The 22080-nt window shown below is 53.8% G+C and carries 21 protein-coding genes and 1 pseudogene; 10 read left to right on the forward strand and 12 right to left on the reverse strand.

Annotation, left to right across the window (positions count from 1 at the left end):
- Positions 1–200 precede the first annotated feature (200 nt).
- Positions 201–2993, reverse strand: a complete 2793-nt coding sequence (gene ileS, locus NSCA4_RS0102005) for an isoleucine--tRNA ligase (RefSeq protein WP_016686586.1) — start codon at positions 2991–2993, stop codon at positions 201–203.
- A gap of 230 nt (positions 2994–3223) precedes the next feature.
- Between ileS and NSCA4_RS0102010 the strand changes: the two genes are divergently transcribed.
- Complete coding sequence (locus NSCA4_RS0102010; RefSeq protein WP_016686587.1) at positions 3224–3454, forward strand: ChuX/HutX family heme-like substrate-binding protein; 231 nt, start codon at positions 3224–3226, stop codon at positions 3452–3454.
- Positions 3455–3537: 83 nt separating this feature from the next.
- Positions 3538–4326: a heme/hemin ABC transporter substrate-binding protein gene (locus tag NSCA4_RS0102015; protein WP_016686588.1), complete on the forward strand. Its 789-nt coding sequence runs from the start codon at positions 3538–3540 to the stop codon at positions 4324–4326.
- On the opposite strand, the gene NSCA4_RS15925 is transcribed toward NSCA4_RS0102015, so the two are convergent.
- Positions 4315–4437, reverse strand: a complete 123-nt coding sequence (locus NSCA4_RS15925; RefSeq protein WP_255265257.1) for a hypothetical protein — start codon at positions 4435–4437, stop codon at positions 4315–4317. The genes NSCA4_RS0102015 and NSCA4_RS15925 overlap by 12 nt on opposite strands.
- 118 nt (positions 4438–4555) lie before the next feature.
- On the opposite strand from NSCA4_RS15925, the gene NSCA4_RS0102020 reads away from it, so the two are divergent.
- Positions 4556–5488, forward strand: a complete 933-nt coding sequence (locus tag NSCA4_RS0102020) for a FecCD family ABC transporter permease (RefSeq protein WP_016686589.1) — start codon at positions 4556–4558, stop codon at positions 5486–5488.
- Between the two features lies 1 nt (position 5489).
- Complete coding sequence (locus NSCA4_RS0102025) at positions 5490–6233, forward strand: ABC transporter ATP-binding protein (protein WP_016686590.1); 744 nt, start codon at positions 5490–5492, stop codon at positions 6231–6233.
- A 111-nt stretch (positions 6234–6344) separates the two neighbouring features.
- Here NSCA4_RS0102025 and NSCA4_RS0102030 read toward each other — a convergent pair whose 3' ends face one another.
- From NSCA4_RS0102030 to NSCA4_RS0102075, 9 genes and pseudogenes are all read right to left on the reverse strand, one after another.
- Positions 6345–6863 (reverse strand): gluconokinase, GntK/IdnK-type, encoded by a 519-nt coding sequence (locus NSCA4_RS0102030; RefSeq protein WP_016686591.1) that lies wholly within the window; start codon positions 6861–6863, stop codon positions 6345–6347.
- A gap of 175 nt (positions 6864–7038) precedes the next feature.
- A complete protein-coding gene (locus tag NSCA4_RS0102035) occupies positions 7039–8424 on the reverse strand; it encodes a GntP family permease (RefSeq protein ID WP_016686592.1) in 1386 nt (461 codons plus the stop codon).
- Positions 8425–8937: 513 nt separating this feature from the next.
- Positions 8938–9252: a ribosome hibernation-promoting factor, HPF/YfiA family gene (gene hpf / locus NSCA4_RS0102045; protein WP_016686594.1), complete on the reverse strand. Its 315-nt coding sequence runs from the start codon at positions 9250–9252 to the stop codon at positions 8938–8940.
- A 66-nt stretch (positions 9253–9318) separates the two neighbouring features.
- Positions 9319–10670, reverse strand: a pseudogene (gene rpoN, locus NSCA4_RS12625) (RNA polymerase factor sigma-54).
- A 246-nt stretch (positions 10671–10916) separates the two neighbouring features.
- Positions 10917–11651: an LPS export ABC transporter ATP-binding protein gene (lptB, locus tag NSCA4_RS0102055; RefSeq protein ID WP_003766063.1), complete on the reverse strand. Its 735-nt coding sequence runs from the start codon at positions 11649–11651 to the stop codon at positions 10917–10919.
- Positions 11652–11742: 91 nt separating this feature from the next.
- Positions 11743–12273, reverse strand: a complete 531-nt coding sequence (lptA, locus tag NSCA4_RS0102060; RefSeq protein ID WP_003766057.1) for a lipopolysaccharide transport periplasmic protein LptA — start codon at positions 12271–12273, stop codon at positions 11743–11745.
- Positions 12254–12835: an LPS export ABC transporter periplasmic protein LptC gene (gene lptC / locus NSCA4_RS0102065; RefSeq protein ID WP_016686597.1), complete on the reverse strand. Its 582-nt coding sequence runs from the start codon at positions 12833–12835 to the stop codon at positions 12254–12256. The genes lptA and lptC overlap by 20 nt, the downstream gene beginning before the upstream one ends.
- Positions 12832–13368, reverse strand: a complete 537-nt coding sequence (locus tag NSCA4_RS0102070; protein ID WP_016686598.1) for a KdsC family phosphatase — start codon at positions 13366–13368, stop codon at positions 12832–12834. Before NSCA4_RS0102070 ends, lptC begins: the two co-directional genes overlap by 4 nt.
- Before the next feature lie 400 nt (positions 13369–13768).
- Positions 13769–14707 carry a LysR family transcriptional regulator gene (locus NSCA4_RS0102075; RefSeq protein WP_016686599.1) on the reverse strand — a complete coding sequence of 313 codons (939 nt, stop codon included), beginning with the start codon at positions 14705–14707 and terminating at the stop codon, positions 13769–13771.
- Positions 14708–14937: 230 nt separating this feature from the next.
- Between NSCA4_RS0102075 and NSCA4_RS0102080 the strand changes: the two genes are divergently transcribed.
- The 4 genes from NSCA4_RS0102080 to NSCA4_RS0102095 all read left to right on the forward strand — a co-directional run bounded on the left by NSCA4_RS0102080 (position 14938) and on the right by NSCA4_RS0102095 (position 18559).
- Complete coding sequence (locus NSCA4_RS0102080) at positions 14938–15687, forward strand: Nif3-like dinuclear metal center hexameric protein (RefSeq protein WP_016686600.1); 750 nt, start codon at positions 14938–14940, stop codon at positions 15685–15687.
- A 122-nt stretch (positions 15688–15809) separates the two neighbouring features.
- On the forward strand, positions 15810–16391 hold the full coding sequence (gene petA / locus NSCA4_RS0102085) for a ubiquinol-cytochrome c reductase iron-sulfur subunit (protein ID WP_016686601.1): 582 nt from the start codon (positions 15810–15812) through the stop codon (positions 16389–16391).
- A gap of 18 nt (positions 16392–16409) precedes the next feature.
- On the forward strand, positions 16410–17759 hold the full coding sequence (locus NSCA4_RS0102090; protein ID WP_016686602.1) for a cytochrome b: 1350 nt from the start codon (positions 16410–16412) through the stop codon (positions 17757–17759).
- Between the two features lie 14 nt (positions 17760–17773).
- Positions 17774–18559, forward strand: coding sequence for a cytochrome c1 (locus NSCA4_RS0102095; RefSeq protein WP_016686603.1), 786 nt, complete (start codon positions 17774–17776; stop codon positions 18557–18559).
- A 216-nt stretch (positions 18560–18775) separates the two neighbouring features.
- Here NSCA4_RS0102095 and NSCA4_RS0102100 read toward each other — a convergent pair whose 3' ends face one another.
- Positions 18776–19543 carry a HesA/MoeB/ThiF family protein gene (locus NSCA4_RS0102100; RefSeq protein WP_016686604.1) on the reverse strand — a complete coding sequence of 256 codons (768 nt, stop codon included), beginning with the start codon at positions 19541–19543 and terminating at the stop codon, positions 18776–18778.
- Between the two features lie 458 nt (positions 19544–20001).
- Here NSCA4_RS0102100 and NSCA4_RS0102105 point away from each other — a divergent pair, with 458 nt between their 5' ends.
- Positions 20002–20976, forward strand: a complete 975-nt coding sequence (locus NSCA4_RS0102105) for an ABC transporter permease (RefSeq protein ID WP_029609455.1) — start codon at positions 20002–20004, stop codon at positions 20974–20976.
- Positions 20966–21964 carry an iron chelate uptake ABC transporter family permease subunit gene (locus NSCA4_RS0102110; RefSeq protein ID WP_016686606.1) on the forward strand — a complete coding sequence of 333 codons (999 nt, stop codon included), beginning with the start codon at positions 20966–20968 and terminating at the stop codon, positions 21962–21964. Before NSCA4_RS0102105 ends, NSCA4_RS0102110 begins: the two co-directional genes overlap by 11 nt.
- The last annotated feature ends 116 nt before the right edge of the window (positions 21965–22080 follow it).

The following is a 22080-nucleotide window of genomic DNA, read 5'->3' on the forward strand; positions in this document are numbered from 1 at the left end:
TATCGTGGTTTTCAGACGACCTTTTTTCAGACGACCTGAGAGTCTGTCGATATTCAATAATTTCTGTATCTTTTTGTTCTTAAAGCGGCATCTTCTGCGTTGGAAATTCTCGCAAGGTATCCAATCTTGCTGCGGTTTCCAGCTTGATTTTGCCGCTTTTCAAACAAAAATCCACTTCGAAAATCAAATGTCGGCAGCACTTAAGCGTAATGCCGTTCTTCGCCTTTGCCGTCCACATTCGCGGCGCAGCGTTTGCAGATGGTTTCATGTCCTGCGACTGTGCCGATGTCGTGGGTGTAGTGCCAGCAGCGTTCGCATTTTTCGCCGTCGCTGGCTTTGGCGGTAACGGCGAGTTCGCTGCCGGTTTTGACTTCGACTTTGGACACCAAGAGGGCAAAGCGCAATTCTTCGCCCAAGGCGGTCAGGTAGTCGGCGGTGGCTTCCGGCGCGGTGATTTCGGCTTCTGCCTGCAATGACGAACCGACGGTTTTGTCGGTGCGCAAAGGCTCGATGGCGGCGGTTACGGCTTCGCGGGCTTCGCGGACTGCCGTCCATTTTTTCACCAGTTCGGTTTCGGCTTTTTCGTTAATGGGCGGGAACTCGTGCCAGGTGTGGAAGAGGACGCTGTCTTCTTCGCCGCCGCCGATGATGTCCCACGCTTCTTCGCCGGTGAAGCACAAAATCGGTGCAATCAAGAGAACCAGGCTGCGCGTGATGTGATACAGGGCGGTTTGCGCGCTGCGGCGTGCGTGGCTGTCGGCTTTGGTGGTGTAGAGGCGGTCTTTCAGGATGTCGAGGTAGAACGCGCCCAAGTCTTCCGAGCAGAAGGCGACGATGTCTTTCACGGCGAAGTGGAAGGCATAGCGTGGATAGTAGTCGCCTGCCAGACGCTCTTGCAACTGGCGCGCCAACACTAAGGCGTAGCGGTCGATTTCGACCATGTCTGCCTGCGGTACGGTGTGTTCGAACGGGTCGAAATCACTGAGGTTGGCAAACAGGAAGCTCAAGGTGTTGCGGATGCGGCGGTAGCTTTCGGTGACGCGTTTGAGGATTTCTTTGGAAATCGCCAATTCGCCGCTGTAATCGGTGGATGCCGCCCACAGGCGCAGGATGTCCGCGCCGAATTCGTTATAGACTTCTTGCGGCGCGACGACGTTGCCGATGGATTTCGACATTTTGCGGCCGTTTTGGTCAACCACGAAACCGTGGGTCAGGAGCTGTTTGTACGGGGCGCGTCCCATGGATGAGGCGCAGCCGGTCAGCATGGAGGATTGGAACCAGCCGCGGTGTTGGTCGCTGCCTTCAAGGTAGAGGTCGGCGGGCCAAACCAATTCTTCGCGCTGTTTCAAGACGGAATAATGGGTCGAGCCGGAGTCGAACCATACGTCCATCGTGTCGGAAAGTTTGTCGTAGTTTTCGCAATCTTCCGCGCTCAACAATTCGCTTTTATCGAGGGAGAACCATGCTTCGATGCCTTTTTCTTCGATTTTCAGGGCGACTTTTTCCAAAAGCTCGGCGGAATTCGGATGCAGCTCGCCCGTTTCTTTGTGGACGAAGAAGGTCATCGGCGTGCCCCAGTAGCGTTGGCGCGAAACGACCCAGTCGGGGCGGCCTTCAATCATGGCTTCGAGGCGCGCGCGACCCCAAGACGGGAAGAACTCGGTGTCGTCCACGGCCTTGATGGCTTTGTCGCGCAGGGTTTTGCCGTCGCTGCCGGCTTTGTCCATGCCGACAAACCACTGACCTGTCGCGCGGTAAATCAGCGGGGTTTTATGGCGCCAGCAGTGGGCGTAACTGTGTTCGATTTTGCTGCTAGCCAAGAGGTTGCCGGTTTCTTCCAGCCATTGCAGGATGACGGGATTCGCTTCCCAAACGCTCATGCCTGCCACGCGCGGCGTTTCGCTGATGTATTTGCCTTCGGCGTTGACGGGGTTGTAAAGCCCGATGCCGTATTTGTTGCAGACGGCGTAGTCTTCCAAACCGTGCGCGGGGGCGGTATGTACCAAACCCGTACCGGCGTCGGTGGTAACGTGTTCGCCGTTGAGCATGGGAATATCGCGTTCGAGAAACGGATGATTCATGTGCAGGTTTTCCAGCTTGTCGCCGGTGGTTTCTGCCAATACTTTCAGGTCGTCTGAAACGAAGCCGTAGCGTTTGAGCGCGTCTTCCGCCAAATCTTTCGCCAATACCAATTTGCCTTTGGGCGTATCAATCAGTTGGTAAACCACGTCCGCACCCGCAGATACGGCTTGGCTCGCGGGTAACGTCCAAGGCGTGGTTGTCCAGATGACGGCAAACGCTTTGCCTTCGATGCCTGCCAAACCGAATGCGGAGGCAAGCGCGGCGGTGTCTTTAAACGGATAGGCAACGTCAATCGCAGGCGATACTTTGTCTTTGTATTCCACTTCCGCTTCCGCCAGCGAAGAGCCGCAGTCCAAGCAGAACTGAACCGGTTTCGCGCCGCGGTAGAGATAGCCCGATTTGTAGATTTCGCCGAGCATACGCACGGTATCGGCTTCAGTTTTGAAATCCATGGTCAGGTAGGGGGTGTCCCAATCGCCCAACACGCCCAGACGGATGAAGTCTTTTTTCTGACGTGCAACCTGTTCGGCGGCGTATTCGCGGCACAATTCGCGGAATCGCGCTTTGGGCATGTCTTTGCCGTGCAGCTTTTCCACCATCACTTCGATGGGCAGACCATGGCAGTCCCAGCCCGGCACATAAGGCGCGTCGAAGCCGGCTTGGGTTTTGCTGCGGATAATGATGTCTTTGAGGATTTTGTTGACGGCATGACCGATGTGGATGTCGCCGTTGGCATACGGCGGGCCGTCGTGCAGGATGAATTTCGGACGGCCTTTGGCGATTTCGCGCAGTTTTTGATAGCGTTTGTGCTCGTACCAGCTTTTCAGCCACGCAGGCTCGCGCTTGGCAAGGTTGCCGCGCATCGGAAACGGGCTTTCGAGCAGGTTTACGGTTTTGCTGTAATCGGTCATGTTGTGATTCTCTATGGTTTCGGTATTTCGGTTTCAGACGACGTTTCGCAAGCAAGGTCGTCTGAAAAAAATGCAAAGGGCTATTGTAGCGGAATTGTATTGTTTTTATAAGGGGTTCGGACGAAAGCTTGGGGCTTGGCGCAAGGGTGGAGGAGTCGGTTTTGCCGTAAATTTTGCGGTTTGACGGATTCACATTAATTTGATGAAGGTTGACCTTAAATTGAAATAAAATGATAATTTATATCATTAACCTTCTAAATATCTTCCTCGACGATACCAAACTCGCCGAACTTTGGTTCGTCCGCCGTCCGGGCAGCAACGGCATTGTCCACAGCATCGAAGCCTACGACGAAAGCCGCAATTTGGTGTTGCAACTTTTTGGCAGACCCGCCGATGCGGAGGCGGAATCCGAAGCGTGGCGCGCGTTGATTGCCGAAGTGCGCCAAAAATACGGGCTGTAATCTTTTTTGACCCATACCTCGTCTGAAACCCCGTTTTGGGTTTTCAGACGGCCCCAAAACCCCGCAAACCATACGGAAACATTATGAAAAAACACATCTTCGCCGCCGTCCTGACCCTGCTTGCCGCCCATGCCGCCGCGCAGCGTGTCGTTATCCTGACCCCCGACGTTGCCGACATTGCCGCGAAACTCGGCGCGGATAAAGAAGTCGTCGGCATCCACGAGTTCAACCGCAACCCCGCCTATAAAAACACGCCGTCCATCGGCTTTTACCGCAATTTCTCCGCCGAACCCATCATCGCCAAAAAGCCTGATTTGGTCATCGGAAGCTGGATGGCGAAACCTGACGGCATTTACGCCCAACTCAGCCGCGCCGGTGTCCGCGCTGAAAACGTCAATTCAAACGAAACGCTGGAGCAATACCAGCAAAGTTTCGCCCGCATCGGCAAATTGTTGGGCAAGGAAAAGCAGGCGCAGGCTTTGGCGCAGCAGTTTAAAAGCAGCATCAAGGCGCAGCCTGCCAACGGCAAACGCTACATTCTCAGCTACGACGGACGTTATGTTGCGGGTAAAAATACTGTCGGCGACGTGCTTATCCGCTTAGCCGGCGGGACGAACGCGGCGGCTTCGGTGGACGGACTCAAACCGTTTTCGCGTGAAGGCTGGCTCAATGCGAAACCCGACGTCATCATCATCGCCAAACACAATGAAAAAGCGCTCGGCGGCCTCGACAAAATCATGACGCGCCCCGAAATCGCCTCCAGCCCAGCCGGAAAAAACAAACGCATCCTGTTCTGGCAGGCGGACGACTATATGCGCTACGGCCTCTACACGCCCGACATCGTCCGCAAGCTGCACGATTTAGGGAAATAAGGCGCGGTCGTCTGAAAGTGGCGTGATGGCACGAAGTCGGATGGGGCAATCCGGCTTTTTGTCGGTTTCAGACGACCTTCTTTTGCCGTCGTTGTTTCGGAACGGATGCACATGACGGCAGCCGCGTTCTGCGTTCGTTTATTTGTGAACAGGTCGTCTGAAAACGGGCAACGGCGAATCCGTCGGCGTTTCGCAGCCGCTGCCGAAATACTCTTCAAAGAATTACAACATGAAAAAATGGCTTTCGGCGTTGCCGGTTTTATCTTTATTCCTGATCTGGTTTTGCGCCGGAGTGGGCGAGGGCGGGTGGAGCAATCCGCTTGCCGCCGATCCCGTGTTGATGGAAATCCGCCTGCCGCGTATTTTTGTCGCTTTGCTGGTCGGCGCGGCACTTTCCGCCAGCGGCGCGGCGTTGCAGGCATTGTTTGAAAACCCGCTTGCCGACCCGAGCCTGATTGGTACGTCGGGCGGCGCGGCAATGGGTGTGGTGCTGGCGATTGCGATGGGCTGGAGCATCGCCGTGCCGCTGGCGGCATTTGCGGGCGCGTTTGCCGTCTGTATGCTGATTCTGCTCGGACACCGTCTGGTCGGCGGCGGCAAGCTGGGGCTGTTGGTCATGGGTTTTGTGGTCAGCGCTTTGTGCGGCGCGTTGGTCAGCCTGATTCTTTTCCTTTCAGACGACATGGCATTGCGCAGCGCCATGACTTGGCTCTCGGGCAGCTTTTCCGAAGCAGGTTTTGTTTCGCCCGCTTACGCAGGCGGCGTGATGCTGGCGGGTTTGGTCGTGTTGACCGCCGTCGGCCGCCGTCTCGACTATCTGCTCTTGGGCGATGAAACCGCACACACCATGGGCATCAGCGTCGCCGCCACCCGCGTGGCAACCATTATCGGCGCGGCTTTGATGACCGGCGCCGCCGTCTCGCTCGGCGGCATCATCGGTTTCGTCGGCATGATGATACCCAACGTATTGGCGCAGGCAGTCGGCGGCTCGCGCACCCGCCTGATTATCCTGTCCGCCGCCGTCGGCTCGATTTTCATGTTGCTCGCCGATACGTTCGCCCGCTGGGTGGTGTATCCCATCGACCTGCCTGTCGGTATCGTCATCGCCATTTTGGGCGGGCCGTTTTTCCTGTGGCTGATTGTCAAAGACCAAAGGAGCTGACATGGCATTGCTCATCGAAAACTGCACCGTCAAAGCCGGAAAACGCACCATCCTGTCTTTGGACCGCGCCGAATTTCCCAAATGCGCCGTCAGCGCGGTCATCGGCCCCAACGGCGCGGGCAAGTCCACCCTGCTCAAACAGTTCCTCTACCATCCGCAAGCAAGCTGGTGTGGAACGCCCATGAAGGACGCGCTCAGGCAACATAAAATCGCCTGGGTCGGGCAACACGAACATTTCAACCTCCCCATGACCTTGTCTGAATACGTCCTCATCGGACGATACCCCAAACTCGCCTGGTATCGGCGGCCCAAACAGGCGGACACCCGACGCGCCCAAACCCTGCTCGAGCATTTCGACCTCGCCGACCTGCAACACAAACGCATCCAAACTCTCTCCGGCGGCGAACAGCAACGCGCCGCCGTCATCCGCGCGCTGTTGCAGGATGCCGAAGTCCTCTTTCTCGACGAACCGACCAACCATCTCGACGTCCGCTATCAACACAGCCTGATGCAGCACCTCACCACCTTGCCCGAACAAGGCATGACCGTCGTCATGGTGTTGCACGACCTCAACCTTGCCGCCCACTACGCCTGCCACATCACCTTGATGAAAAACGGCAGCATCACCGCCGCAGGCGCAACCGCCGACATCATGCACGCCGAACGCCTCAGCCAAACCTACGACTGGCGCATCCTCGAATGCACTGCCAACGGCAAAACGTGGTTTCAAGCGGAGACTTTGTGAGGGGTCGTCTGAAAAATGTTTGTATCGCGGGTGGTTTGTAAAATGAATCTCCGCAAAAAGGTCGTCTGAAATTTTCAGACGACCTTCCTTATACCTATTTACACGCTTTCTTCACAACAAACCTTCTGCTTTAACCCAAGCCAAAATATCGGCTTCTACGGCTTCGGGCGAACCGGGGTTGTCGATTTTGACGCCGTATTCGTCCGCGCCGAGTTCTTCCAGAATTTTCAGTTGCGAATCCAGCATTCCCGCCTTCATGTAATGCCCTTGGCGCGCCATCATGCGCTCGAGGTTGATGGCTTGCGGCGGTGTCAGGTGGATGAAGGCGGTTGTGCCTTGCGCGCCGCGCAGGATGTCGCGGTATTGGCGTTTCAAGGAGGAGCAGGTAACGATGGTGTACGCAGCGCCGCTTTGCGCCTGTTCCGTCATCCAGTCGCGCAGATTGCAGAGCCACGGATAGCGGTCTTCGTCGGTCAGCGGGATGCCCGCGCCCATTTTGTCGCGGTTGGCTTGGGTGTGGAAATCGTCGCCTTCGGCGTAGGGGCATCGGTTGAGGTGTTTTTGCAGGGACAGGGCGGCGGTGGTTTTGCCGCAGCCGCAAACACCCATCATCACAAAATGCGTCGTCATGTTCTCTTCCTTTGTTTGAGTGGAAAGATACAGTGGATTAACTTTAAACCGGTACGGCGTTGCCTCGCCTTGCCGTACTGCCTGCGGCTTCGTCGCCTTGTCCTGATTTTTGTTAATCCACTATATAAGTTCGGGCAGACGGTTTAGAACGTCTCAAAACCGTTTTCAGACGACCTCAAACCACGGCAAACAGCAGCGCCGACACTGAAAAGCCGATGGCGGCAATCAGCGTTTGGTTAACCGTCCATGTTTTCAACGTGGTCGGTACGTCCATATCCAAAAGGCGGCCGACCAGCCAGAAGCCCGAGTCGTTGAAGTGGCTGCAACCGACCGAGCCTGCCGCGGTTGCCAAAACGACGCAGGCGAGTTGCCAGTCGTTGAAGCCTGCGGCGGCAACGGCGGGTGCCATCAATGCGGCGGCGGTCGTCAATGCGACGGTTGCCGAACCTTGCGCGATACGCAGAGCCAAAGCCACCAAGAAACAGCCCAGCAATACGGGTATGCCCAAATTTGCCATGCTGTCCGCCAACGCCTGACCGATGCCCGACGCGCGCAACACGCCGCCGAACATCCCGCCCGCGCCGGTAATCAAAATAACCGAGCAGACGGGGGCGAGTGCGCCGTCCACCGTTTTTTCCAATGCGCTCGCCTTCACACCGCGTTTGCTGCCTAAGACATAAAGCGCCACCAAAACCGAAATCAACAGCGCGACCGAAGTCGAGCCGATCATGCGCGCCACTTGCACCCAATGTTCGTCCGCGCTGACGACTTTTTCACTGATTAAGGTGGACAGCCCCGTGTTCATAAAAATCAACAGCATAGGAATCAGCATAATGCCGACCACGGTCGAAGCCTTGGCAGGCGTTTGCGGCTGGTCGTTGTCCACCGCGCCGCCGCTGAGCAAATCGGGAACGGGCACGCGGATGGTGCGTCCCAAAACCTGCCCCAGCAGATAACCGCTGACATACCAAGTGAACATGGCGACGGGCAATCCCAAAATCAGCACCTGACCGATGTTCGCCGAATAAAATTCCGAAGCCGCAATCGGACCGGGGTGGGGCGGCAGGAAAACGTGCATCACCGAAAACGCGCCGATAGACGCCAAAGCATAAGGCAATACGTCCTGTTTCATACGCCGCGCCGTCGCGAAGACAATCGGCAGCATGACCACCAGCCCCGCATCAAAGAAAATCGGGAAGCCGAAAATCAGCGACGCCACGCCCAAAGCAAACGGCGCGCGCTTTTCGCCAAACATCCGAATCAGCGCATCCGCCAGCGACTGCGCCCCGCCCGAAGTTTCCACCAGCTGCCCGAGCATCGCGCCCAAGCCGACCAGCAAAGCTACGCTGCCGAGCGTGCCGCCGAAGTTTTTCAGCAGAACGTCGTTCACAATCTTATCCATCGGCAGCCCCGTCGCCACCGCCGTCAGCAGGCTTACCGACACCAAGGTCAACAGCGCATGGACACGCAGTTTCACAATCAACAGCAAAATCAGCACAATCGCCATCGCCGCAATACCCAGCAGCCAGCCCGCGCTCAAAGTCTGAGTCCAACCGTCCATTTTGAAGCCTTTCTTTGTAATCAGAATACAAGGTAGTTAATGTTTTTCAAACGTATTAAATCAACCATAGCACGATTTGCAACGGGGCGGTATGGCGGGTTTCCGGATGGGTTTAAGTATTTATTTTTTCAAATGGATTTGAATAATGAGAGTAAGTCGGGCTGTGTCATTTACTCTTGGGAAGAGAGGGAGGGTCATCTGAAAACGTAGTTTGCTTTCATGAACAAAGGAGGCAGGCGTGGATATTTTCTATTTTTCTAATCCGACATGAATTCAGAATAAGAAAACAGTTTCTTTTTTAAATACAATGATTTTTCAAAATTTTGGTCCGATGGGGCTAACATACTGCAATGCTTGTTGACCGATATGACGTGGGCTTTGCCCGCAGAAAAACGCCTATGTGGGATTCAAATCATTATGTTCAGCCCCTAGATTACTGGCTCTCAAACTTGGCCAAAACAAAAAACGTCGTCTGAAAATTTTCAGACGACGTTTTTATTATTGAATCAAGGCTTATTCTGCGGCAGGTTTTACCGTACTGCGGACATCGCCGCTTTTTTCTTTATGTTTCAACACTGCGCGGTCGAGTTTGTCCATCAGAACATCGATGGCGGCGTACATATCTTGTTCAACGGCCTTGACGTGTAGGTCTTTGCCCGCCAAATGGATGTCTGCTTCAGCCTGTTGATTGAGTTTTTCCACGGAAAGGGTAATGGTAACGGAAATGGCGTTGGCTGCATGGCGGTTGATGCGTTCCAATTTTTCGGAAACGTAGTTTTTGATGGCTTCGGTAACGTCGAAATTCAGACCGGTGATTTTCAGATTCATAATACAGCTCCTTCGGTGGGGTTCAGTCCGTCAGAAACGGAACGGGAAAACTGCGGTTTAAAACTGTCATTCGGTAAGTTTGCGTTTGTGTGCCGGCGGGATGTCGAGCGACTCCCTGTATTTGGCGACGGTGCGGCGGGCGATGTCTATGCCCTGTTGTTTGAGGAGGCGGACGAGGGTTTCATCGGAATGTGGCTTGCTGCTGTCTTCGTTTTCGATAATCTGCCCCAAAACGGCTTTGATCGCGCCTTGGCTCAGACCTTCTTTGTCGCCTTCGGAATTGACTGCTTGTGTGAAGAAATAGCGTAACGCAAATAGTCCGCGCGGGCAAGACAAATATTTTTGGTTGGCGGCGCGCGAAATGGTGCTTTCGGCAAGCCCCAATTCGGCGGCTGCGTCTTTCATCAGCATGGGGGCGAGTCCGATTTCGCCGAAGATGAAGAAGTCTTCCTGATTTTTGACGATGTATTCGGCAAGGCGGATGACGGTGCTTTTACGCAGTTCGAGGGAGTCGATGCGCTGCTTGGCTTCGTTGATTTTTTCTTTCCACTCGGGTGCGCCGTCTTCTGTGGATTTCATGAGTTCGCAGTATTCGCGGTTGAGTTGCAGCTTGGGCCAGGCGGCTTCGTTGCCGATGACTTTCCAGCCGTCTTTGCCTTCTTTGACCCAAACGTCGGGCTGGATGTAGGCGGTCGGTTCGGAGGAGGCGAAACCGTAGGCGGGGTAGGGGTTGAGCGTGGCGATGATGTCGAGCGCGGCTTCTATGGTTTCGCTGTCGATTTCGGGGAAGAGTTTGCGGAAGCGGATGATGTTTTGTTTGCGGTTTTTGCCTAAGTCGTGCAGCGAACTTTGGATAAGGTGGGCGGCGGCCTGACGCGCGGGGCCGGCGGGCAGGCGCATGAGTTGGAGCATCAGGGATTCGGTCAGGTCGGCGGCGGCAACGCCCGGCGGGTCGAAGGTCTGCAAAAGGTCGAGGGCGTTTTGCAGTTCATCTTCGTCCAGCATCCATTCCAAGGGTGTGTTGTCGATAAGGTCTTGAATGCTGTCGGTAAAATATCCTTGGTCGTCAAGGAAGTCGATAAGGATATGGACGTAGGCGGCTTCTTTGTCGGAAAGGGGTGTTCGCACACTTGGGCGTGCAGGTATTGGTTGAAATCTTCTTCTTTGGCGATGTTGAGCCACGCGTCTTCGGCATCGTCGCCGCCGAGGTGGCTGCTGCGCGGCATGGTGGTGCCGTGATTGAACTCGGCGTCGGCAAATTCGTCGGTTTCGGGACGTTCGAGCAGGGGATTATCCTGCAACCAGTCTTCGACCTCGCGTTCGAGTTCGATACCGGACATTTGCAGGATGCGCAGGGATTGTTGCAGACGTTGGTTGAGTTGTTGGGTCTGCCTGAGTTTGAGGCCGAGTAAGGTCATGGTGCAATGTATGTTGATTGTTTTTTATATTTCGGACGGTGTTTGCCTTGGGTTTGGCCCGATGGCGAAGAGGTCGTCTGAAAAAGTTTTATGACGAGGGTGCGTTTTGGAAACGCTTGTTGGTTTTTATACTAAATGTGTATTTCAACACTTTACACTTAATGCGTCAACTCACTTTGGGTGGTTTCGTCATTTTAAAAAAACCGCACAATTGATTGTGCGGTTTGTCATTGTCAGTATTTGAAATCAGTATTTGAAGTTTTCGCCGAGATAGACGGAGCGGACTTGTTCGTTGTTGACCAAATCGTCGGGCTTGCCGGAGGCGAGGACGGTGCCGTCGCTGATGATGTAGGCTCTGTCGCAGATGCTGAGGGTTTCGCGTACGTTGTGGTCGGTAATGAGTACGCCGATGCCGCGCGATTTGAGGAAGTCGATGATTTTTTGGATGTCGATGACGGCAATGGGGTCGACGCCGGCGAAGGGTTCGTCCAAGAGGATGAAGCGCGGTTGCATGGCGAGTACGCGGGCGATTTCGACGCGTCGGCGTTCGCCGCCGGACAGGGAAGGGGCGGGGTTGTGGCGCAGGTGTCCGATGTTGAGGTCGGCGAGCAGTTTTTCGACTTCGCCGTCGATGCGGCTTTTGTCTTTGGTGCTGATTTCTAAAATAGCGCGGATGTTTTGTTCGACGGTCATTTTGCGGAAAATCGAGGCTTCTTGGGGCAGGTAGCCGACGCCGAGGCGGGCGCGTTCGTGTATGGGCAGGTGGCGCAGTTCTTGTCCGTCGAGGGTAACGCTGCCTGCGTCGGCGGCGATGAGTCCGACGATCATGTAGAAGCTGGTGGTTTTGCCTGCGCCGTTGGGGCCGAGCAGGCCGATGACTTCGCCGCTTTCGATTTCGAGGGAGAAGCTTTTGACGACTTGGCGTTTTTTGAAACTTTTTTGCAGGTTTTGAACGACGAGGCGGCTGGTGTTTTCGCTCATAAATGACTCTTGGTTCGGAGGTCGTCTGAAAAGGTGTTTGGGGTTTTGCTGCGTTGGTTTTCAGACGACCTTTGGTGTTGTCAGATATTGGTTATTTGGTTTTTTGGGTGCTGGACGGCTGGATGACTACGCTGACCCTGCCGGATTTGGCGGCGGATTTGGCACCTGATTTGGAGCTGCCGTTGATGGTATAGACTTCGGTTTTGGTGTTGTAGGTGATGACTGCGCCTTCGGCAACGTCGCCGCCGCGTTGGACTTTGGCGTTGCCGGTCAGGGTAACGAGGTTGATGGCGGAGGAGTAGGTTACGTTGTTGGCTTGTCCGTTAACCGTGCCTTTGTTGTCGTCGAGCGTCTGGCTGAAGCGGACGGGCGAGCCGCTCGCTTTCATGAATTGTTCGCCTTTGTCGTTGCGTGAGACGTTGACGCTGCCTGCGCGGATGTTGAGCGTGCCTTGTTTGATGATGACGTTGCCGGTGAAGGTGGTGCTTTGGTTGTTTTGGTCGAGCGAGCCTTGGTCGGCTTCAATCTGTATCGGCTGCTTGCTGTCGCTTTGCAGGGCGTAGGCGGGGGCGGTGGCGAAAAATGCGGTTAAAACACATGCCTTACATATTTTTTGTATCATAAATCGTGGCTTTCACTCTGGATGGGAAGTTCAACAAACCTTTTTTGTGGTCATACGTCAGACCTTCGGCGCTGCCGCTCGATTCGCCGTATTGGAAGGTAACGGGCGTGTCGGTTTTGGCGTATTGCGATTCGGTGTCGACGTGCAGAAGCTCGGTTTTGACGACGCCCGCCTGCCGCTTGGCATTGGCGGCTTTGGTCAGGACGACGTTGTGTTTGAACAGGAGTTGTTTGGTTTGGGTGTTGTACACGGCTTCGTCGCTGCCGACGTCGTAAAGCCGGCTGCCTTCTTGGAAGAAGGCGAGGTGTGGCAGCTCGAAATGGACGTCGGTGCTTTCGGGAAACTGTTTTGCTCCTCTTGCGCTCAGATGCTCTTTCAGACGACCTTGTACGTCAAACCGCCGCCCGTCTATGCCGCCCATCGTATATTGCGGCTGGTTGGGGTTGAGTTTGACTTCTTCAATGTCGATTTCGCTGATGCGTCCCAGCCATGCCGACAATCCGCCGAGCGCGACCGCCAGCACCAAAGGGAATGCGATTCCGTACCGCCATCTTACTTTCATTTGATGTACTCGTTCAAAGCCGCGCCCAGTGTACCTTTCGCGCGCATAATCAGGTCGCACACTTCGCGCACCGCGCCTGCGCCGCCCGCCTGTTTCGTAATATAGGCGGCGTGTTGCAGCGTAAACCAATGCGCATCGGGGACGGCAACCGGCAATCCGCAGCGCACCATCACCGGCAAATCGACCACGTCGTCGCCGACAAAGGCGCACTCGGCTTCTTCTACGCCCGCCTCAGCGCGCAATTCTTCATAGGCGGCGCGTTTGTCCGAAATGCCTTTGAAGTAGTAATTTATGCCCAACTGCTTGACGCGGATGCCGACGGAGGGCGCGTCCCGGCCTGTGATAATCGCAGTCTGCACGCCGCTTGCCTGAAGCATCTTCAAGCCGTGTCCGTCCAATGTGTGGAACGATTTGATTTCTTCGCCGTTGTCGCGGATGAAGATGCGTCCGTCGGTCAAAACGCCGTCCACATCCAATATCAGCAGCTTGATATGCGCCGCGCGCTGTTGCAGCTCGGGGTCTAAGGTTTGCATAGTGTTTCCTTGCGGATTGCTAGGTTTCAGACGACCTATTCTAACATAAAGGTCGTCTGAAAAAGGTTAGCCTGTGTTTGTGGGGATTAATGCGGTTTAACGGTCATGGGGCTGCTTTAATATAGTGGATTAAATTTAAATCAGGACAAGGCGACGAAGCCGCAGACAGTACAAATAGTACGGAACCGATTCACTTGGTGCTTCAGCACCTTAGAGAATCGTTCTCTTTGAGCTAAGGCGAGGCAACGCCGTACTGGTTTAAATTTAATCCACTATAACTTTATAATATGTGTCTGTCGGGCAAGGGTCGTCTGAAAACCTGAGATTTGGGTTTTCAGACGACCTTTTGATATTGAAATCGAAATGCGTGAATGTCGCGACACCCTGTTTCAAGAAAACATCAATCCTGTCCGGGCATTGTCAGTTCGCTCAAGCCGGGGAGGTCGGCGAAGCTGCGTTCGCGGACGATTTGGCAGAAGTTGTCGAGATAGCTTTTGTCTGCGTCTTCGGTGCGCGTGGCGGCGTAGAGTTCGCTTTGCAGGCCGTTGGCGGTGATTTGGCGGTGGACGACGTAGCCTTTTTCGAGATAGGGCATCACGGTCCAGTAGGGCAGGGCGGCGATGCCGCGTTTGCTGGCGACGAGTTGGATGATGGCGATGGTTAGTTCGCTGCGGCGGCGCGGTGGGTTAATGCCTTTGGGTAACAAGATTTTTTTGGGCAGGTCGAGCATTTCGTCGGGAACGGGATAGGTAATGAGGGTTTCGCCGATGAAGTCTTCTGCTTCCCAAACGGTTTTGGCGGCAAGCGGGTGGTCTTGGGCGCAGATGCCGACCATTTCGTAGGCGAACAGGGGGCGGAAACTGATGCCGTTTTGCTTTTCGGCTTCGGATACGATGGCGAGATCGGCGCGGTGTTGCAACAGGAGTCCGACGGGGTCTGCCTGAAAGCCGGAAACGATATCCAATTCGACTTGCGGCCACATGGGGCGGAATTCGCCCATCGCGGGCATGAGCCAGTCGAAACAGGTGTGGCATTCAACTGCCAGCCGCAATTCGCCTGCTTCGCCTTCGATGATGCGGGCGAGGTCACGCTCGGCGGCGGAAACTTGCGGGAGGAGTTCGCGTGCCAGCCGCAACAGGCGTTCGCCGGCGGGTGTAAAGCGCAAGGGTGTGGATTTGCGCTCGAACAGTGGGGTATCGTAATAGTTTTCAAGCGCGCGGATTTGGTGCGAAAGGGCGGATTGGGTCAGGAAGACGCGCTTGGCGGCAAGGGATACGCTGCCGGTTTCTTCGAGTGCTAGCAGGGTTTTGAGATGGCGCAGTTCGATGATGGAATCCATTGGGTTTTACGCTTTCAGACGACCTTTTGAGACGGGCAATATTAAAATATTTCATGCCGGGGTGTAAATGCGGGCGCATGTCGAACGGTATGGGGATTGGGCGCATCATGGTTTGCGGTTAGAATGTGCATCCGATTTTGTATGAATGCGGTGAATTGATTTGAAACAGGGATGGCATTGTTTCGTCTTGTTTTATGAAATTTAATCCGCTATGTGTTGAAAGGAATGATATGGCGAAACGCAACGATATTTTGGCGTGGTGCGACGTAGTGTTGCAGGTCGGAATGTTTAAGGACTATGCGCCCAACGGTTTGCAGGTCGAGGGCAGGGCGGAAGTCGGCAAAATAGCGACATCGGTAACGGCAAGCAAAGCGGCGGTTGATTTCGCTGCGGAGCAGGGCGCGGATATGCTTTTGGTGCATCACGGAATGTTTTGGAAAAGCGAACCGGTAACGATTACAGGCTGGAAAAAAGCGCGCATCGAAACATTATTGCAACACCAAATCAATATGGCGGGCTACCACCTGCCGCTGGATGCACACCCTGTGTTGGGCAACAACGCGCAGCTTGCCGATAAGTTGGGTTGGGAAGTCGAAAGGCAGTTCGGCGAACAGAACCTGTTGAATATAGGTCGTCTGAAAAAGCCGCAGACTTTGGCTGAATGGTTGCAACACATTGCTGCAACGCTGGGGCGGCAGCCCGTAGCCGTCGGCGATATGTCGCGCGAAATCAAACGCATCGCATGGTGTACCGGCGGAGCGCAGGGATTTTTTCAGACGACCATAGACGAAGGCGTCGATGCCTATCTGACCGGAGAAATCTCGGAAGCGCAGTTTCATCTTGCCAATGAAACAGGCGTTGCCTTTGTCAGCGCGGGACACCATGCGACGGAGCGTTACGGTATCCGTGCTTTAGGCGAGGCTGTAGCCCGGCTTTTCGAGTTGGAAATCTGTCATTTCGACGAAGATAATCCCGCCTAAGCCTTGATAATCGTCATGAAAATTTACCTTAATTTAAATAATGCTTTGAGTATCACGGCAAACTAGGTAGAATTACATCGTTTAATGGCTCGGTATTCCCAAAATTTTAGGACGACTGAATAATGGATAATCAAGAAATCAATAGCGGTCGCCGCCGCTTTCTGACGCTGGCTACATGCGGCGCGGGCGGTGTGGCGGCTTTGGGCGTAGCTACGCCTTTCGTGGCAAGCTTTTTCCCGTCGGAAAAAGCCAAGGCCGCAGGTGCTCCCGTCGAAATCGATGTCAGCAAAATCGAATCCGGACAAATGTTGACTGCCGAATGGCAGGGTAAGCCGATTTGGGTGGTTAATCGTACCGATCAGCAGCTCAAAGACCTGAAAAGTTTGAACGGCGTGGTTGCCGATCCCGACTCCAAAGCGGATCAACAGCCCGAATATGCCAAAAACGAGACCCGTTCGATTAAGCCGAACATTCTCGTAGCCATCGGTATTTGTACCCACTTGGGCTGCTCGCCGACCTACCGTCCCGACGTTGCCCCTGCGGATTTGGGTGCAGACTGGAAAGGCGGTTTCTTCTGCCCGTGCCACGGTTCGAAATTCGACATGGCAGGCCGCGTATATAAAGGTGTTCCTGCACCGACCAACCTGGTTGTTCCGCCCTACAAATATCTGAGCGATACGACAGTCTTGGTAGGCGAAGACTAAAAATAAGGAACGATAATTATGGCAAACCAAACCAATAACAAAGCAAAAGCATTGTTAGACTGGACGGACGCTCGTTTCCCCCTGTCTAAAATGTGGAATGAGCATTTGGCTCAATACTACGCGCCGAAGAACTTCAACTTCTGGTACTACTTCGGCTCTTTGGCTCTGCTCGTCCTTGTGATTCAAATCGTCAGCGGTATCTTCCTGACCATGAACTACAAACCGGACGGCAACCTGAATGCCTATCACCTGCCTGCTGCCTTTACCGCAGTAGAGTACATTATGCGCGACGTGTCCGGTGGCTGGATTATCCGCTACATGCACTCTACCGGCGCATCTTTCTTCTTCATCGTCGTATACCTGCACATGTTCCGCGGTTTGATTTATGGTTCGTACAAAAAACCGCGCGAATTGGTGTGGATTTTCGGTTCCCTGATTTTCTTGGCATTGATGGCCGAAGCCTTTATGGGCTATCTGCTGCCTTGGGGACAAATGTCCTTCTGGGGCGCACAGGTGATTATTAACCTGTTCTCCGCCATCCCTGTCATCGGTCCTGATTTATCCACTTGGATTCGCGGCGACTTCAACGTTTCCGACGTTACCCTGAACCGCTTCTTCGCCCTGCACGTTATCGCCGTGCCGATAGTGTTGCTCGGTTTGGTCGTGGCGCACATCATCGCCTTGCACGAAGTCGGCTCAAATAACCCCGACGGCGTGGAAATCAAGAAACTCAAAGATGAAAACGGCGTTCCGCTCGACGGCATTCCTTTCCATCCGTACTACACCGTCAAAGACATCTTGGGCGTTGTCGTATTCTTAATTGTTTTCTGCTCCGTATTGTTCTTCGCTCCTGAAGGCGGCGGCTACTTCCTTGAAGCCCCGAACTTTGACGCGGCAAACGCGCTGAAAACACCGCCGCACATTGCGCCGGTATGGTACTTCACCCCGTTCTACGCTATTTTGCGTGCGATTCCTTCATTCCTCGGTACTCAGGTTTGGGGTGTAATCGGTATGGGTGCGGCAGTTGTCCTGATTGCCCTGTTGCCTTGGTTGGATAAAGGTGAAGTGAAATCCGTCCGCTATCGTGGTCCAATCTTCAAAACAGCGTTGGTTCTGTTCATCATTGCCTTTATCGGTTTGGGGATTTTGGGTGCAATGGTGGCAACCGATACCCGTACTTTGGTTGCGCGCATCCTGTCCTTCGTCTATTTTGCATTCTTCCTGGGTATGCCGTTCTATACCAAACTGGATACAGACAAACCGGTTCCGGAACGAGTAACCATGAGCACCACTAAACAAAAAATCATGTTCTTTGTTTATGTCGGTATTGCCGCAGTAGGTGCTTACCTGTTTGCAACCATTATCTGATGAGGGCAGCGAAAATGAAACATACCCTGAAAAACTGGTTTGCTGCCTTGTTACTGGCAGTGCCTATGAGTGCCGCCGTCGCCAGCGGTGGCGGACACTACGAAAAAGTTGAGATTGACCTGCGCGACCAAGTCAGCTTGCAGCACGGTGCTCAAATTTTCACCAACTACTGCTTATCCTGCCACTCGGCAAGCGGTATGCGTTTCAATCGTCTGAAAGACATCGGTTTGACTGATGAAGAAATCAAGAAAAACCTGATGTTCACGACGGATAATGTCGGTGATGTTATGCTGGCGGCGATGAATCCTAAAGATGCTGCCAAATGGTTTGGTGCGGCTCCGCCGGATCTGACACTGATTGCCCGTTCCAAAGGCGCGGATTATCTGTATGCCTATATGCGCGGCTTCTATAAAGACCCGACCCGTCCGAGCGGCTGGAACAACGTCGTATTCGATAAAGTCGGTATGCCTCATCCCTTGTGGGAGCAACAAGGCGTTCAAGCGGTTGAGTTGGATGCCAAAGGTCAACCGGTTATGGTTAAAGACGAGCATGGCGAATTGAAACCCAAGCTTTATTGGGAATCTACCGGTGTACACAGCCGTCGTTTGCCAAACGGCAAAGTCATCCAAACAGAGTACGATAATTATGTACGCGATTTGGTGAACTATTTGGTTTACATGGGCGAGCCGGCGCAGCTTCAGCGTAAACGTACCGGTTATATCGTGTTGATGTTCTTGTTTGCAGTGATGCTGCCTCTGGCATACTTCCTGAAAAAAGAATATTGGAAAGACGTGCATTAAGTCTGGTAATAAAAAAAGGCAAACTCAATCGGGTTTGCCTTTTTTTATGATTAAAGAATTAATAGTTTGGACTTCGCACATTTCGGATAATTTCAGACGACCTTTCGACCTTTACCGTGTGGCAGTGATGATTAGCTGGCAGTAAATGGTAGCTGATAATGTTTTTTTAATGTTTGTTTAAGCTGACCATAGAACCTAAATTAAGTATTCAAGCAATCATCTGTACGGCTCGTCTGATTCGGGTTTGGCACACACATTACAATCACGATTGTGCGTGAAGAGGAATTCTTGCCATTTGCCGGTCAGCGCGTTGTAAGTTTTCAGTTTGCCGTGTGCCGGTTCGCCTGCGCCGGTGAGTATTTTAAGGGCTTCTGCGGCTTGGGTCGCGCCGATGATGCCGACCAACGGAGAAAATACGCCGAAAAGGGCGCAGGCGCCGTCGTCGGCGGTATCTCCGTCAAACAGGCAGGCGTAGCAAGGGCTGTCAGGCAAATCGGGACGGTACACGGCAATTTGTCCTTCAAAACGCACGGCAGCGCCGGAAACCAGCGGGGTATGGGTGGCGACGGCAGCGCGGTTAATGGCTTGGCGGGTGGGGTAGTTGTCAGTGCAGTCGAGGACGATGTCGGCGGTATGCATGAGTTCGGTCAGGCGGGTTTCGTCCAGCTTTTCGGTCAGTGCGGTAATGTCGCACGCGCTGTTGACGGCTTTCAGACGACCTGCCATCACTTGCGCTTTGGCTTGTCCGATGTCGGCTTCGGTGAAGGTGGTTTGGCGTTGGAGGTTGGTATCGTCTATGGCGTCGTGGTCGGCGATGATGAGTTTGCCAACGCCTGATGCGGCAAGATACGGGAGTGCTGCCGCGCCCAGCCCACCGCAGCCGACGACGAGGACGCGGGCAGCAAGGATTTTTTCCTGTCCTTCGATACCGATTTCGTCGAGAAGGATGTGGCGGCTGTAACGGAGCAGTTGGTGGTCGTTCATGATGAGGTCGTCTGAAAAGGGTTGTATCGGGGAATTTTATAGCAAATGGGATTTGGAAAGATACAGTAGATTTGTGCGGAACGCAGATTCCTATTAATGGGATTCTATGCCGGCAAACTTTGTTTTCATCAAGAATGGTTATTATTCGAATAAATATTGTCTCTTTTTGTAGTAAATGTTATCGTTAGCACGATTTTCGGTTTGTGTCAGAATTTTATTAAAGTGTTGCCTGATTTATTTTCAGAATTTATTTTCAGAATTTATTTTCAGACGACCTTGATTGCCATAGCAGCAATTTTGTCCTTTGCCATATCCTGAAACGATGGGGTATTTAGGATGAGATTGTTTTAAAAGACGCCGAAATTCAAAGTGTCCTCTTATGCTGTAAGAGGACGAAGATGCATTACATTGCCGAACATGGCTGTTGCCGTGTTTTAAATATTTCACATTTTTCCCTTATGTCCGTCAAACCTTTATCTTTAAATTTAATCAACTGCTTTGTGCTGGCGGTGTTTTTTGTCGTCAGTCTGTCGGTGGGCGTCGGCGATTTCCGCTGGGCGGATGTGTTTCGCTGGACTTTGTCTGACAGCACGGAATTGATGCTGGTCAGCCGCCTGCCGCGCACGTTTGCGATTGTGCTGACGGGGGCGTCGATGGCGGTGGCGGGGATGATTATGCAGATTTTGATGCGTAACCGTTTTGTCGAGCCGTCTATGGTGGGCGCAAGTCAGAGTGCGGCGTTGGGTGTGTTGGTGATGACGCTGGTGTTTCCGGCTGCGGGATTGACGGCGAAAATGTCGGTGGCGGCTGCGGCGGCGTTGGCGGGGATGTTGGTGTTTATGATGCTGATACGCCGTTTGCCGCCGACGGCACAGTTGATGGTGCCGCTGGTGGGGATTATTTTCGGCGGCGTAATCGAGGCGGTGGCGACGTTTATCGCGTATGAGTTTGAGATGATGCAGATGTTGAGCGTGTGGCAGCAGGGCGATTTTTCGGGCGTGCTGTTGGGGCGTTACGAATTGCTGTGGCTGACGGGCGGCTTGGCGTTGGCGGCGTATTTGATTGCCGATCAGCTGACGATTTTGGGCTTGGGCGAGACGGTGAGCGTGAATTTGGGTCTGAACCGGACGGCGGTGTTGTGGGTAGGTTTGGTGATTGTCGCGCTGATTACGTCGCTGGTGTTGGTAACGGTCGGCAATATTCCGTTTATCGGGCTGGTCGTGCCGAACATCATCAGCCGCCTGATGGGCGACAAGCTGCGCCAAAGCCTGCCTGCGGTGGCTTTGCTTGGCGCATCGCTGGTGCTTTTGTGCGATATTTTGGGACGCGTGATTGTGTTCCCGTTTGAGATTCCGGTTTCAACCGTGTTCGGTGTGTTGGGTACGGTGTTGTTCTTGTGGATTTTGTTGAGGAAGCCTGCCCATGTTGTCTGAAAACAAGCGTAGTGCGCTTCGCCCGAACAAGGTTGCGTTTATGCAGGGTTCTTCCCGTCCGCTGTGGGTGGCGTTCGTCTTGCTGTTGGCGTGTTGTACGCTATTCCTGACTTTGAACATACAAGGCGATTGGGATTTTGTGTTGCAACTTCGGTTGACCAAGCTGGCGGCTTTGCTGTTGGTGGCGTACGCGGTCGGGGTTTCGACCCAGCTTTTCCAAACGCTGACGAACAATCCGATCCTTACGCCTTCGATTTTGGGCTTCGACTCGCTTTATGTGTTTTTGCAAACGCTTTTGCTGTTTGCCTTGGGCGGGGTGGGCTATACGTCGCTGCCGCTGACGGGCAAGTTCGGCTTTGAACTGGTGATGATGATGGGCGGCTCGCTGCTTTTGTTTTACACGCTCATACGGCAGGGCGGACGCGATTTGTCGCGTATGATTTTAATCGGCGTGATTTTCGGGATTTTGTTCCGCAGCCTCTCTTCGCTGCTGACGCGCATGATTGATCCAGAAGAATTTACGGCGGCGCAGGCGAATATGTTTGCGAACTTCAATACGGTCCACAGCGAGCTTTTGGGCGTAGGCGCACTGATTCTGCTGGCGAGCGCGGTGGCGGTTTGGCGCGAACGGCACCGTCTGGACGTCCATCTTTTGGGGCGCGACCAAACGATTAACTTGGGCATCAACTACACGCGCAATACCTTGTGGCTGCTGCTTTGGGTTGCCGCGCTCGTGGCGACGGCGACGGCGGTGGTCGGACCGGTCAGCTTCTTCGGCCTGCTGGCTGCCGCGCTTGCCAACCATTTTGCCCCGAGCGTGCGTCATAGTGTGCGGCTGCCGATGACGGTTTGCGTCGGCGGCATCCTGCTAGTCGGCGGGCAAACCGTGTTCGAACACCTGCTCGGCATGAAGGCGGTGTTGAGCGTAGTGGTTGAATTTGCCGGCGGGCTGGTGTTTTTGTATTTGGTGTTGAAGCGCAAGCGATAGGTCGTCTGAAAACTTTTTGAGCCTGAATGCGAATGGCGTAACCCACTATTTCCAAACGGTATATTTTGTTTTCCACGCCCTTGGATTTGACGGCGTGAATGAAACTAAATATCGAG

Origin of the sequence: Neisseria sicca 4320 (assembly GCF_000193735.1) — a bacterium.
In the GTDB taxonomy this organism is placed as follows: domain Bacteria; phylum Pseudomonadota; class Gammaproteobacteria; order Burkholderiales; family Neisseriaceae; genus Neisseria; species Neisseria sicca_E.